Origin of the sequence: Caproicibacterium lactatifermentans (assembly GCF_013315815.1) — a bacterium.
Classification (GTDB): Bacteria; Bacillota; Clostridia; order Oscillospirales; family Acutalibacteraceae; genus Caproicibacterium; species Caproicibacterium lactatifermentans.
On sequence record NZ_CP046051.1, the window covers coordinates 873,615 to 887,366 of the forward strand.

Genomic DNA, 13,752 nt, shown 5'->3' on the forward strand with positions numbered 1-13,752 from the left:
TCCTCAATGGGTGGTTCCTGAAATTTGGCGTAAAAAAGCGGTGCAGCTTTTCCGGTGCACCGTTTTCCATATGTATCGCTTTAGCGATAGAGATGATAATTGCTTTTATAACGGGAACGGCGCTTGCTGTGATGTCCGCGCTTTGGCGAATAGCGTGTGGAACGGCGGTTCCAGCTGCGGCCGCCATATCCGCCGCCGCGGTGACCATGGCTGCGCAGAAAACGAATCAGCAGGAAGATAAGCACCGCTGCCGCCGCCACTATCACAATGATTGCCACAACCTTGAACCATGGCTGCAGATAAAACGGAATGTGGCGGGACACTTCCTGCGAAGCAACCAAGTCAACGTTTGCCATAGTCTGGCCATTGTACGAAACCGCAATCGTGCCGATTTTTTGTCCGGCTTTTACCGGGGCGGCAACGCTTTTCGGCAGGGAAACTTTCGTTGTAACTTTGCCGCCGTCTGTTGGCAGCATGGCACTGAAGTCCTGCGCTGGCATTACAGCAAGCTGCTGGCTGTGGTCCTTTGTCTGCTGTACGGTTACATTTGCGACCGATTTGGATTTTGACAGGACACTCTGTTTTTTCAGAGAGCTGAACGCCCAGTCGTACAGCTGACGGGAATCCTCGAAAGCACCGTTGGTAAGGACGCTTTTGCCGTTCTTTACACTAGGGGCACCCATGGCAACGCACAGGTAATTCATGCCGTTTTTGGAGGCAGTTGACGCCAGACAGTATCCCGCTTGGTCGGATGTGCCGGATTTGCCGCCGGTGCAGGAAGCGTCATAGTAGTTGCTGTTTTTAACCAGCAACTTGTTGGAGGCAGCTAGCTGGCGGGCTTTGCTGTAGTTGGTCGCCGGCACGGTGTAGGAAGCACAGGAGGCTATTTTCCGGAACAGCGGCAGGGAGTAGGCGTATTTATAAATTTTCTCCAGGTCATGTGCTGTGGTGTAGTGGTCCTTGTTGTAGTTGCCAAACACATTGGTGTAGTTGGTATTTGTACAGCCAAGTGCTTTGGCCTTTGCGTTCATCAGTTTGACAAACTGTGCCATGTTGCTGCCTGAGGCGGACTCTGCCAGCGCAATGGCGGCATCATTTCCGGAGGGAACCAGCATACAGTACATCAGGTTCAATGCGGAAATTTTTTCGCCGACCGCCAGCTGCACAGTGACAAAGGAGCGGTTCGGAAGCTGCTGTTGTACATCCGCAGAAATAGTTGCCATTGTGTTCGCCGGGTCGTGAATCAGTTCATTGGCAACGATAAATGTCATAACTTTCGTAGTAGAGGCCTGACTGACTTTTTTATCTGCATCTTTTGCATAAATCGTACCGCCGCTATCCAGGTCAATCAGCTCCAGGGCACTGCTCTGGGGAATAAAGCCGGGGTCCAGTCCAGTGGCTGCCTGTCCAGGTATGACCGCCGCGGCAGCGACCAGAACCGCCGCAAACGCGGCGCAGGCCCATCGCATTAGTTTCTTTTTCATCATGTTTCTCCTTCCAGCATATACACCTAATAATATACCACGGAAAGAAGAAAAGGTAAAGACACCATCGGGAAAAAGGAAGAAGCCGGCAGAAAGGGCCATCTAAAAGCAGATATCTGCCTTCTGCGGAATGGAAAACGCCTTGAAATACTGCTCTTCCAGCGGAATCCAGCGGTCGGCGAAAATCTGTGCCGCTTTGCTGCCGTTTCGTTTAAGGATACGCTGCATCTGTTCCTGCGGACCAATGTCAGAGAAAGCCAGCAGGTCCGCATAATCACCGAAAACAGGATGAAAGCTGTAGGCACCTTCCACAATCTGCCACTCACTTTCCGGTACAGTCCGTCGGCCGGAAAGACACATCTTTTGGCAGGAAAAGGCCGTGTAAGAAAACGCTTTCCGCAGACCAAGGTGCGGCAGTACCTCTTTTTGAAAGCGTTCATAATGAACGTTGCCGCCGGGCTGGGAAAGGCGGCTGTCTGTACGCAGCTGCGGAGGAAGAAAGAAATCGTCCATATGAATAACTGACGCACTGACAATTTGTTCCAACAGTGATGCAGCTGTGGTTTTGCCGGAGGCGGAGCGTCCATCTATGGCAAGAACACGGGTGCCATCCGTCTTTGGGAGGGCCGCCATTCTTTCAAGCAGCGGGAAAAGACGGACAAAGCGCTTCTGTACCAGCCGGTAAGACGGGTGTTCCTTTTCACGGTAAATGGAACTGTGATGTACCGGATGACAGCCGACGGTCCAGTACTGTGTCAGATACTGCTGCCACGCGGCGGGCGAAAAAGAAAGCCTGCCTGCGCTGACCAGTTTTCCCGCTGTTGAGAGAGCCTGTTCAAACAGCTGACGGTTGTTTGTCATTCTGTCGGCGGAGAGTACAAACAACGGAAACAGCCACTACGGCGGAAGCCCGTGTCCTTTCCATGAGGGAAGGCTGACACGACATATTTCCGGGGAAATCTCCTCATACAGCGCTGCATTTTCGGCAGGCACAGCGGAAAATTCACGCATCAGGTACGTTTGCGCGATGGCCTTGTCCTTCAGCAGATGTTCCCCGCCGAAAGCAGCCTGATAGCACAATTTGACCACGTCCTGCGGCTGAAGAGAGGGGTGGAGCTTGTTCTGCAGCAGTAGGGAATCCTGAACAGTCATACAATCATTCCTTTAAAAGTTTTTTGCCGGATACAAGTGTAAAAACGCACATTGGAACGGACAATGTCGGCTTTCATAGCAGGCGGGCGTCCCATGTTGGTACAAGATTCAAAAAAGAAAACTTTTGTTTTATCTATAATTTGAACTGCACCCCATTTATTAGACAGTATGATATACTGAAAACAAATGGGGTGTTTTTTATGCCGTTAGGCCCGCTTTGGGTAGCGGGCAGGAATGAAGCGGGCCTTCTCGGGCGCAAATACGTATTATAATGGAATAAAAGCAATAAAAGTCATGCGAGATTTTTAATTTCGCGGATGGCATCCTGTACCAGCCGGCTCATCGGCATATCGCCAATTCCAGCAATCAGATTGTCGCAGTGGTTCACGGGAATCAGTACGCGGGTGGCACTGCTCTGCCCAACTGCCGACGCCATAGCAGGTGTGATTTCACCGAACAGGGAATCCGCAATGACAATGCCGATAGGGCCGGCAATAACGTCCGCTTTGCGGCAGGCAACAAGCACCGCGTTTTCGCCGGTGGCAGTGCAGTTTGCGCCGGCTTTGCGCATAGCGGCAGTAGCGGCACTGTTGGTGCCTACGGCATTTACAGAAGCCTGCGGCAGAGCAGATTTTATGGCGGTTACAAGCTGCTTTCCAATGCCGCCGCCCTGTCCATCTATAATCAAAATATTCATAAAATTACGACCTTTCCTGCAAAATTTTTCCGTCCGGTCCCTTCTGTTTTTCGTCGGATAAATTATAACATAGTGCATAAAAGCTGGCAACTGTTCCGCGATAGCGGGCCGTGGAAAGGTTGCATTTCCATGCGGTACAGCGTAAAATAAATACGGAGAAATTTGATCTGATTTTGTCACTGCCCAGGTCTGATGCGGGGCAGCTTGTAGGAGGGAATTTTTTGTATACACCATTTTCTTTAAAAGGTGTTTTGCTCGGCTGTTCCACTTCCGCTACACAAACAGAGGGCAGCCCAACCAGAAACAGCTGGTACGACTGGGCAGCAAAGCCGGGAAGAATGAAAGATCGTTCCAGTCCCTGCAATGCCAACCAGCACTGGCAGCGCTGGCGGGAGGACAATGTCCTCATTCAGCAGCTGGGCCTGCAGGTATACCGTATGGGTCTGGAGTGGAGCCGCATTGAACCAACGCCAGGCCGTTTTTGCCGGAAAGCAATGAACCGCTACCGGGAGGAGATACTGGACCTGCAAAAAAGAAACGTAAAAGTGCTGGTGACACTGCATCACTTTTCCAACCCAACTTGGTTTGAAAGTCAAGGCGGTTTTCTGCGTAAAGACAGCCCACAGATATTTCTGCGTTATGTCACCTATGTAGTGGAATCTATCGGGGATATTGTCAGCGATTATGTTACGCTGAACGAGCCAAACACTTATGTGACGCTCAGTTATTTTTTGGCACAGTGGCCGCCGGCAAAGCATAATCCGGCGATTTCTATCCGTGTCATGCGCAATCTGGTGTACTGCCATCTGGCATCCTATCGCCGTATTCACCGCATTCGGGAGGAGCGCGGATTCTCCGGCCGCACCATGGTTGGTTTTGCGGAACATATGCGGGTCTTTTCGGCGGCGCGTCCCAAGGACCGCCCGCTGGCCAGTGCCATGGACTATCTGTTTCAGGGCTTAACCAATGCTATGTACACAGGGCGGCTTACGGCTCCGCTGGGTGTAGAGGCGCCTTTTGGTGATGGCCGTTTCTATGATTATATTGGCATCAATTACTACACTCGTTTATGGGTAAGCGGCAAATATATTGGCAGCAAGCCGGACAGTGAGCAAACGGACCTTGGTTGGGAAGTTTATCCGGAGGGACTGAGCCTCCTTATGCGCCGGCGTTACCGCCACCTGTGTGCTCCTATTTGGATTACGGAAAACGGCATTGCCGCGCGGAACGACAAACAGCGCTGCCGCTTTATTTACGAACATCTGCGGCAGATTGCTATTAGCGGCCTGCCGGTGGAGCGGTACTATTATTGGACATTGATGGATAACTTTGAATGGGCGGAAGGCGAAACCGCTGCCTTTGGCCTGATAGGCTGCGATTTTAAAACGCAAAAGCGCTCCATTCGTCCCAGTGCGCACTTTTATCATGAGATTATTCAGAACGATGGCATTACACAGTCTATGATTGACCGTTACTTAAAATAGCAAAGCACTTTATACAATTCGCTTTACGTACCCCATACACCACACATTTTATTATTCAGTATTTGCTTTCGCACTGCAAAAAAACAAGAAAGAAACGGAAAAAATCCGCTTCTATTTCGGAACTGTGCGGAAGGTGGACTTTTTCCGGAATACATATCAAATAAAAAAACAGCGGACACTGTCAGTTATCCACACTGACAGTGTCCGCTTTCTATATTATTTTATTTGTTGTGCTTATAGTTTTGCACCGCCAAATTCACTTAGCTGCAGGCCGTGATTATGCTGCAGGGCCCATGTGATGTTCCACTCGTTGACAAAAATAAGCAGGTGGTTGCCCTTTAGGTCCTGAATGCAGCGCGTGTCGCTGGTAAGGTCCAGTGACTTGGGGTCGAGGCCCTCATTTTCAATCCAGCGGATATATTCGTGCGGCAGGTTTTCCATGCGGATGTCCACTTTGTATTCGTTTTCCAGCCGGTATTCCAGCACTTCAAACTGCAGCTGACCAACCGCACCAACGACAACTTCTTCCATGCTGCCGTTCAGTTCCTGAAAAATCTGGATAGCACCTTCCTGTGCAATCTGTGTCATGCCTTTTACAAACTGCTTGCGTTTCATGGTATCTTTTGGGGAAACACGGGCAAAGTGTTCCGGCGCAAAGGTGGGAATGCCGCCGAAACAGAACTTTTTATCGGAGGCACACAGGGTGTCGCCAATGGAAAAGACGCCTGGGTCAAAGACACCGATGATGTCACCCGCATAGGCATGGTCGATAATTTCCCGCTGCTCCGCCATCAGTTGCTGTGGCGCCATCAGTTTCATCTTGCGTCCGCCCTGCATATGCACAACTTCCATGCCACGGTCAAATTCACCGGAGCAAATGCGCAGAAATGCAACACGGTCGCGGTGGGCCTTGTTCATATTTGCCTGGATTTTAAAGACAAAAGCGGAGAAATGGGAATCCATCGGGTCAATTTCACCGATGTCCGCTTTGCGCGGCAGAGGTGTCGTAGTCATGCGCAGAAATTCCTGCAGGAATGGTTCTACGCCGAAGTTCGTCAGTGCAGAGCCGAAGAATACAGGTGAAAGCTTTCCTCGGCGCACATCTTCCAGTGAGAAGTCTGCACCGGCACCATCCAGCAGCTCCACATCGTCTTTTAAAGTAGAAAGCAGGTCTTCCCCCAGCAGGTCGGAAAGCTTCGGGTCTGACAGGTCACTGGCGGATTCTTCTATTTGATGTTTTCCGTTGGCGGTTTCCTCCGCCGTGAAAGTCAAAATCTTTTTTGCTGCACGGTCATACACGCCCTTAAATTCACGGCCGCTGCCAATTGGCCAGTTCATGGCATACGTTTTAATGCCCAGTTCCTGTTCAATTTGGTCCGTCAGGTCATAGGGACTGCGGGCATCGCGGTCCATTTTATTGATAAACGTAAAAATTGGAATATGGCGCAGTGTGCAAACCTTAAACAGCTTACGTGTCTGTTTTTCTACGCCCTTGGCGGCATCAATCACCATGACGGCGCTGTCCGCGGCCATCAGGGTACGGTAGGTATCCTCGGAAAAATCCGCATGCCCGGGGGTATCCAGGATATTGATACAATAATTGTTGTATTCAAACTGCATGACAGAAGAAGTGACCGAAATGCCACGCTGTTTTTCAATATCCATCCAGTCCGAAACTGCGTGGCGCATGTGGCGCTTGCCTTTAACCATACCGGCCTGCTGAATGGCACCGCCGTACAGCAGGAGCTTTTCCGTCAACGTTGTTTTGCCGGCGTCTGGGTGAGAGATGATTGCGAACGTGCGCCGGCGCTCAATTTCCTTTTTATAGTCTGCCATTTATGAAAGTCCTCCATTGGTATTTTATAAAAATGCGGTAATATATTCTGCTCTACAAGGGGGACCCTCCCATATTTCTAAATTTTACAGTATTCTATAGTATAACAAAAAAGCCGTCTTACTGCAAATTTTTTTGCATCTGTCAAAGGACTTGTGTTATAATCGCTTCTGTTTTTAGTTTTGCTGCGGCAAGCAGAAAGAAGAGTTTTTAAGAATGACAGCAACAGAGCAGAAAGCACTTGCTTTTTTGGAGCAGGACGCTTTAGAAAGCATAGATATGCAGGAGCCGCTGCGGCGCGGTTTTGCGCGGGTATTGTATGTTGGAAAAGACGGCGTACAGCTGGACGTGCACGGGACCATTATGCAGCGCGCGGCGAATGAACAGGCGGCCGACCGGCTGGTCCGGCGCCTGCAAAAGGCACCGAAACTGTTTACGGCGCACAAGCTGTGGGATAAAGCAGCCTTTGAAAAGTACTTTTGCGGAGCAGACACATTCGGCGGCCTTAGCTGCAACCCCTGCCGCTTTGCCGTCTATACATCCAAAAAGCCGCTGCCGGTTTCTCCGGTGTTTTCAATTCGGCAGCTGACACTTCACTATGCGCCGGCAGTCAATCAGCAGTACCATTTGTTTAACGACTCGCCGTATATTGAAAAACTGGTGCGTGCGGGCGTCTTTTACGGCGCCTTTGTCGGGGAGGAGCTTGCGGGATTTATCGGGAAGCACGCAGAGGGTGCGCTGGGTATGCTGGAAGTATATCCAAAGTTCCGACGGCAGGGTGTCGGTATTGCCCTGGAAGCAGACGCGGTGAATCGCAGCCTTGCAAAAGGACAGGTCCCTTTCGGCGATGTGATTCTCGGCAATGACGCTTCTTTTGCTTTGCAGCGGTCCATGGGATTTTCCATTCCCACGGCGGAACATTACTGGCTGATGACGGAGCCAAAAAAATAGCCCGAATGCCGTTGCGTATGCGGAATTGTTGACTTTTTTTGTACCGCTGTCTATAATTGCAGGTAGAAAGCGGACAGCGGGGAGGTGTACCTATGGCAGACGAAATGCTGAAAGCCAAAGAACTGAAAACGACATGCCGGCGCGAGGCAATTTTGACGGTCCTGCGTACGGCGCAGAAGCCGCTGACAGCGGAAGAGGTTTATCTGGCGGTCCTGCCGAATATGCATATGAGTGTGTCAACCGCTTACCGCACGCTGGCAACTTTGTTCGAAAAGGAAATTGTCATGAAAGAAGTGGGACAGGACGGCAAGGCGTATTTTCGCCTGAATGACCACCGGCACTGTCACATTCTGCGGTGTACGGGGTGTGGGGAAGTGATCGAACTTTCCGGCTGCCCGATAGAACCGCTGGAAAAACAATGGGCAGAAAAGACCGGCTATCAGATAACCGGCCACAGATTGGAGCTTTCGGGATTGTGCCCGAAATGCGCGGCAAAGAAGGATGAAAAACCAGATGATAAATGAATTTTCACGGACCGAGCTGCTTTTGGGGCGGCAGTCCATGCAGAAACTGGAGGATTGTTCCGTATTGTTGTTTGGCGTCGGCGGTGTTGGCGGATTTGCGGCTGAGGCACTGTGCCGCTGCGGCGTGGGCCAGTTTACACTGGTAGACAGTGACACCGTCAGCCTGACAAACCTGAACCGACAGGTCATTGCCCTGCACAGCACCATTGGGCAGTATAAAACAGATGTCATGGAGCGGCGAATGCAGGACATTAACCCGATGGTGCAGGTAGAAAGCTGCCGCTGTTTTTACACCGAGGAAAACGCAGAACAATTTGATTTTACAAAATACGATTATATTATAGATGCGGTGGATACAGTCAGCAGCAAGCTCCTGATTGCGCAGACAGCCTACCAGTGCGGTATACCGTCTATCAGCGCCATGGGTGCCGGAAACAAATTGGACCCCACACGTTTCCGCATTGCGGATATTTTTGAAACGCAGGCGGACCCGCTGGCGCGTGTTATGCGCCGGGAGTTGCGGAAACGCGGTGTGCCCCGTCTAAAAGTTGTTTACAGTGATGAACCGGCAAAAAAGCCGCTGCAAAGTAAAGAAACGCCGGCACCTGGCCGCAGGGTAACACCTGGCAGTGTCAGCTTTGTGCCCAGCGTGGAGGGCTTGGTGCTTGCAAGCGCCGTTATCCACGACCTGACAGCACCGTCGGAGGAAAAAGAATGATTACTGCAGTCCTTTTTGATATGGATGGAACACTGTTCGATACCGAACGAGTTAACCACGACGCATGGGTAGCGGTTGGTTTGCCGGAAGGGCTTTATTGGCACTGCATTGGCCGTGACCGCACAGAGATTCTTTCGCTGATGAAAGACCGTCTGCACCAGGAGCCGGAGCCGCTGTATGCCCGCTACCATGAGGAAGCAGCCCGCCACCTAAAGGAAACCGGAATTCCTCCCAGGCCAGGTCTGCATCAAATGCTGGATGCCCTGCAGAAACAGGAATACCGCATGGCTGTGGTGACATCTTCGTATGAATCGCGGGCTAAAGATATTTTAAACGGTTCCGGCACGGTACCGTATTTTCAAAGCCTTGTTACGGGGGATCAGATTACCCATGGTAAACCCGCACCGGACATCTTTCTGGAAGCGGCCCGCCGCCTTGACTGTACGCAGGACCAGTGTATGGTTGTAGAGGACAGCTTTAACGGTGTTCGCAGCGGCCACGCTGCCGGTATGTACACCGTGATGGTGCCGGATTTAATGCAGCCAAATGTGGAAATTCGTGTGTTGGCGGATGCAGTGCTACCGTCACTGCGGGAAGTACCGCCGCTTTTAACACGTTTAAACAACGGACAGCTGGGCACCAATGCTTGACAATGCGTTTGGCTGCGCCTATAATAAATTTATATCGATAAAAGCAGTGATGGGAACAAGGTATCTGTATATAGCCGCAGAGAGCAGGCATTTCGGTGGAAACCTGTGCGTGTGCAGATGCGTATGCGTCGCCCCGGAGCTGGCTGCCTAAAGCCAAAAGGATAGTAGGGCAGTCCGTGTGCCAGCGTTACCGGCAGAGAGGGCCCATATAGGGCCAAATGCGGGTGGTACCGCGGAATTTGCAAATTTCGCCCCGGACAGGAAGAAACCGTTCCTGTCCGGGGCTTTTTTGTATCTTACGCTTTGTTAAGCCCATGGTATCCAAAATTGCAGGAGGAAAATCAAATGAGCAGACAACTTGCAAAAACGTATAATCACGGCGAAGTGGAGGATCGCATCTATGACTTCTGGATAAAAGGCGGTTATTTTCACGCGGAGCCGGACCCAAAGAAAAAGCCATACACCATTGTTATTCCACCGCCGAATATCACCGGGCAGCTGCACTTGGGCCATGCAATGGATGAAACACTGCAGGACATTCTTACCCGCTGGCGCCGTATGCAGGGCTACAGCGCCTTGTGGGTGCCCGGAACGGACCACGCTTCCATTGCCACCGAGGCAAAGATTGTAGAGGCTATGCGCAAAGAGGGCGTGACCAAGGTACAGATAGGCCGGGACGCTTTTTTAAAGCGTGCGTGGGCATGGAAGGACAAGTTTGGTGGCCGCATCGACCAGCAGCTGCGCAAATTGGGTGTTTCCTGTGACTGGCAGCGGGAACGCTTCACGCTGGACGAAGGCTGCAGTAAGGCCGTACGGGAAGTTTTTGTACGTCTGTATGAAAAAGGACTGATTTACCGCGGCGAACGGATTATCAACTGGTGTCCGCACTGCAAGACAACCATTTCTGACGCTGAAGTGGAGTTCGAGGAAAAGGACGGTTCCTTCTGGCACGTTCGCTACCCCTTTAAGGACGGCAGCGGATACCTGGAGCTCGCTACTACCCGCCCCGAAACAATGCTGGGTGATACGGCCGTGGCAGTGCACCCGGACGATGAGCGCTACAAAGATATTGTTGGCAAAACGCTAATTTTGCCGCTGGTCGGCCGTGAAATTCCGGTTGTGGCGGACGAATACGTTGAAAAGGATTTTGGTACTGGTGTTGTAAAAATCACACCGGCACATGACCCCAACGACTTTGAGGTTGGCCGCCGTCATCATTTGGAAGTCATCAATATGATGAACGAGGACGGCTCCATTAACGAAAATGGCGGCAAATACGCGGGACTGTCCGGCATGGAGGCCCGTAAACAAATCGTCAAAGAGCTGGACGAGCAGGGCTATTTGGTCAGCATTGAGCCCATCAAGCATAACGTGGGTACCTGCTACCGCTGCCACAGCACCATTGAGCCGCGCGTTTCCAAGCAGTGGTTTGTTAAAATGGAACCGCTGGCAAAACCGGCAATCGATGCGGTTCGCTCCGACAAAGTTCGCTTTATTCCGGAACGTATGGAAAAAATTTATTATAACTGGATGGAAAATATCCGTGACTGGTGCATTTCGCGTCAGCTGTGGTGGGGCCACCGGATTCCGGCGTGGTATTGTGACGACTGCGGTGAAACAGTTGTTGCCCGTACGGACCCGGACACCTGCCCCAAGTGCGGCGGTCATCATCTGCACCAGGACGAGGATACACTGGATACCTGGTTCAGTTCCGCGCTGTGGCCGTTTAGTGTGCTGGGCTGGCCGGACAAGACCAAAGATTTGGACTATTATTTCCCAACCAATACACTGGTAACCGGCTACGATATCATTTTCTTCTGGGTTGCGCGCATGATTTTCTCCAGTTTGGAGCAGACCGGTGAGGTGCCGTTCCATACGGTATTTTTCCACGGCCTTGTGCGGGACAGCCAGGGACGCAAAATGAGCAAATCCCTTGGCAATGGCATTGACCCCATTAAGGTCATTGACCAGTATGGCGCGGATGCCCTGCGCTTTACACTGATTACCGGCATCAGCCCCGGTAACGATACCCGTTATTCGGACGAGCGTGTGCAGGCCAGCCGGAACTTTGCCAATAAGATATGGAACGCTTCCCGCTTTATCCTGATGAATATTGAAGGGAAGAATGTGCCAAATGCACTGCCGGATACCCTGACCATGGAGGATAAATGGATTCTTGACTCCTTCAATCGCCTGGCACAGGAAATTAACGATAATCTGGAAAAATTTGAGTTTGGCATTGCTGCACAGAAGCTGCACGACTTCCTGTGGGACGAGTTCTGCGATTGGTATATTGAGATTTCTAAAATTCGTCTGCAGGGCAGTGATGAGGCTGCCGCACAGCAGGCACGGCAGGTTTTGGTGTGGGTTATGACGCGCACGCTTGCGCTGCTGCATCCCTTTATGCCGTATATTACCGAGGAAATTTGGCAGGCACTGCCGCATACAGGGGAAGCGCTTATCATGGCACCGTATCCAGCCTATGATGCACAGCTGGCATTCCCAGAGGAAGCCGACAAGATGGAAAGCATTATGGCTGCCGTGCGTGGTGTCCGCAACCGCCGTTCCGAGATGAACGTAGCTCCTTCCCGCAAAACAGCACTGTATATCGCAACGGAAAAGCAGGACACATTCCGTTCTGGCGAGGAGATTTTCAAACGCCTCGCTTACACAACGGAGATTCAGGTTGCACCATCGTTTACGCTAGATGGCGCCGTGACCATTGTCACTTCGGACGCCAAAGTCTACATTCAAATGAACGAATTGGTAGATAAAGAAGCGGAAAAGAAGCGGCTGAACAAGGAACTTGCTTCCGCACAGAAAGGCTATCAGAACGCGCAGGCAAAACTACAGAACGAAAAGTTTATGACCAAGGCACCGGAGAAAGTGGTGGCCGGTGTTCGTGCCAACGCGCAAAAACTAAAAGAACGTATGGATTTGATTTCGTCCAGCTTGGAAGCACTGAAATGACTTACGAAGAGGTTCTGCAGCAGATTCACGCCCTGCACCGCTTTAAAAAAGTGCCGGGGCTTGCGCATCTGCGGACACTGCTGCACACACTGGGGGACCCGCAGGACTACCTGCGTTTTGTGCATGTGGCTGGGACGAACGGCAAAGGTTCTACCAGTACTATGATTGCCGCCATGCTGCAGCACAGCGGCTTCCGTACAGGGCTGTTTACTTCTCCATTTGTGGTGGATTTCCGGGAACGCTTTCAGCTGAACGGCAGAATGATTCCGCGTAAAGAGCTGGTACGGACAGCGCAGGCCGTCCTGCCGCCGCTGATGGAAATGGAGCATAGGGGAGAGGATTTTTCCGAGTTTGAAGCTGTCACAGCACTGGGGCTGTACTGGTTTGCCCAAAAGAAATGTGATGTAGTGGTACTGGAGGTGGGCCTTGGCGGCCGTTTAGATGCCACCAATGTGATAGCGGCGCCTCTGTGCGCGGTCATTACGCATATCTCCTATGACCATACCGAAATACTCGGCAGTACACTGACGGAGATTGCAGGGGAAAAGTGTGGTATTCTGAAAGAGGGATGCGATGTAGTCTGTGCACCGGGACAGGACCCGGAAGCATTGGCGGTTATTCGCCGCACCGCGAAAGAGCGGCACTGCCGTTTGACAGAAGCGGATGCTTCTTTGCTGCATGTGACAGCCGAAACACTTTCCGGTACCGCCATGCAGTATCGGGGACAGCCGCTGCAGATGCGTTTGCTGGGAGATTATCAAGTGGTGAATGCTTCGTCAGCACTTGCCTGTATGGAGGTCCTGCACCAATATCATGGCTTTTCCGGCATCAGTGCGAAAGGGTGTGCGGATGGGCTGGCTGCTGTGCGTATGCCTGCCCGGTTCGAGATTTTTTCGGGCAGTCCGCTTACGGTGGTGGACGGTGCGCATAATCCGGACGGTGCACAGGCACTGGCCGCGTGCCTGCGGCGGTATCTTCCAAACCGGCGGCTGGTGGCATTGTCCGGTATGTGTGCGGATAAAGACACCGCACAGTTTGTGCGTACCCTTGCGCCGCTCTTCTTCGGGGCGGTGATGGTGCCGCTGCAAAATCCGCGTGGAATGCGTCCACGGGAGCTTGCTTCACTCTGGCAGAGGGAACGTGTGTTAACCCAAATGGCATCTTCTCCGTGCACTGGGCTGGAACTTGCGCGGCAGCTCGCCGGACCGGATGGCGCGGTTATTATGTGCGGTTCGTTGTATCTTGCCGGAGAGGTGCGGCCACTGCTAACAGGACCGCTTCTGTAAGA

12 protein-coding genes and 1 other annotated feature are annotated in these 13,752 nt (G+C 51.9%); of the genes, 7 read left to right on the plus strand and 5 right to left on the minus strand.

Features of this window, described 5'->3' with window-relative positions:
* Positions 1-80 precede the first annotated feature (80 nt).
* From GJQ69_RS04255 to GJQ69_RS04270, 4 genes are all read right to left on the minus strand, one after another.
* A complete protein-coding gene (locus tag GJQ69_RS04255; RefSeq protein WP_174193049.1) occupies positions 81-1,484 on the minus strand; it encodes a D-alanyl-D-alanine carboxypeptidase family protein in 1,404 nt (467 codons plus the stop codon).
* Positions 1,485-1,586: 102 nt separating this feature from the next.
* The gene (locus tag GJQ69_RS04260; protein WP_174193051.1) at positions 1,587-2,345 is read right to left on the minus strand and encodes a nucleoside/nucleotide kinase family protein; all 759 of its coding nucleotides are present in this window, start codon (positions 2,343-2,345) and stop codon (positions 1,587-1,589) included.
* 36 nt (positions 2,346-2,381) lie between these two features.
* Positions 2,382-2,636 (minus strand): hypothetical protein, encoded by a 255-nt coding sequence (locus GJQ69_RS04265; RefSeq protein ID WP_174193053.1) that lies wholly within the window; start codon positions 2,634-2,636, stop codon positions 2,382-2,384.
* A gap of 292 nt (positions 2,637-2,928) precedes the next feature.
* Complete coding sequence (locus GJQ69_RS04270; RefSeq protein ID WP_086036858.1) at positions 2,929-3,333, minus strand: DUF3842 family protein; 405 nt, start codon at positions 3,331-3,333, stop codon at positions 2,929-2,931.
* 221 nt (positions 3,334-3,554) lie between these two features.
* On the opposite strand from GJQ69_RS04270, the gene GJQ69_RS04275 reads away from it, so the two are divergent.
* Positions 3,555-4,817, plus strand: coding sequence for a glycoside hydrolase family 1 protein (locus GJQ69_RS04275; RefSeq protein WP_086035911.1), 1,263 nt, complete (start codon positions 3,555-3,557; stop codon positions 4,815-4,817).
* 234 nt (positions 4,818-5,051) lie between these two features.
* On the opposite strand, the gene GJQ69_RS04280 is transcribed toward GJQ69_RS04275, so the two are convergent.
* Positions 5,052-6,653: a peptide chain release factor 3 gene (locus GJQ69_RS04280; protein WP_086035910.1), complete on the minus strand. Its 1,602-nt coding sequence runs from the start codon at positions 6,651-6,653 to the stop codon at positions 5,052-5,054.
* A 214-nt stretch (positions 6,654-6,867) separates the two neighbouring features.
* On the opposite strand from GJQ69_RS04280, the gene GJQ69_RS04285 reads away from it, so the two are divergent.
* The 6 genes from GJQ69_RS04285 to GJQ69_RS04310 all read left to right on the plus strand — a co-directional run bounded on the left by GJQ69_RS04285 (position 6,868) and on the right by GJQ69_RS04310 (position 13,750).
* Positions 6,868-7,602, plus strand: coding sequence for a GNAT family N-acetyltransferase (locus tag GJQ69_RS04285; protein WP_086035909.1), 735 nt, complete (start codon positions 6,868-6,870; stop codon positions 7,600-7,602).
* 92 nt (positions 7,603-7,694) lie between these two features.
* Complete coding sequence (locus GJQ69_RS04290) at positions 7,695-8,126, plus strand: Fur family transcriptional regulator (protein ID WP_086035908.1); 432 nt, start codon at positions 7,695-7,697, stop codon at positions 8,124-8,126.
* Positions 8,116-8,844, plus strand: a complete 729-nt coding sequence (locus tag GJQ69_RS04295; protein WP_086035907.1) for a tRNA threonylcarbamoyladenosine dehydratase — start codon at positions 8,116-8,118, stop codon at positions 8,842-8,844. The genes GJQ69_RS04290 and GJQ69_RS04295 overlap by 11 nt, the downstream gene beginning before the upstream one ends.
* Positions 8,841-9,494, plus strand: coding sequence for an HAD family hydrolase (locus tag GJQ69_RS04300; protein ID WP_086035906.1), 654 nt, complete (start codon positions 8,841-8,843; stop codon positions 9,492-9,494). Before GJQ69_RS04295 ends, GJQ69_RS04300 begins: the two co-directional genes overlap by 4 nt.
* A 37-nt stretch (positions 9,495-9,531) precedes the next feature.
* Positions 9,532-9,753, plus strand: a binding site (T-box leader).
* Positions 9,754-9,839: 86 nt separating this feature from the next.
* Positions 9,840-12,464, plus strand: coding sequence for a valine--tRNA ligase (locus tag GJQ69_RS04305; RefSeq protein ID WP_174193061.1), 2,625 nt, complete (start codon positions 9,840-9,842; stop codon positions 12,462-12,464).
* Positions 12,461-13,750 carry a bifunctional folylpolyglutamate synthase/dihydrofolate synthase gene (locus GJQ69_RS04310; protein ID WP_174193063.1) on the plus strand — a complete coding sequence of 430 codons (1,290 nt, stop codon included), beginning with the start codon at positions 12,461-12,463 and terminating at the stop codon, positions 13,748-13,750. The genes GJQ69_RS04305 and GJQ69_RS04310 overlap by 4 nt, the downstream gene beginning before the upstream one ends.
* Positions 13,751-13,752: the final 2 nt, after the last annotated feature.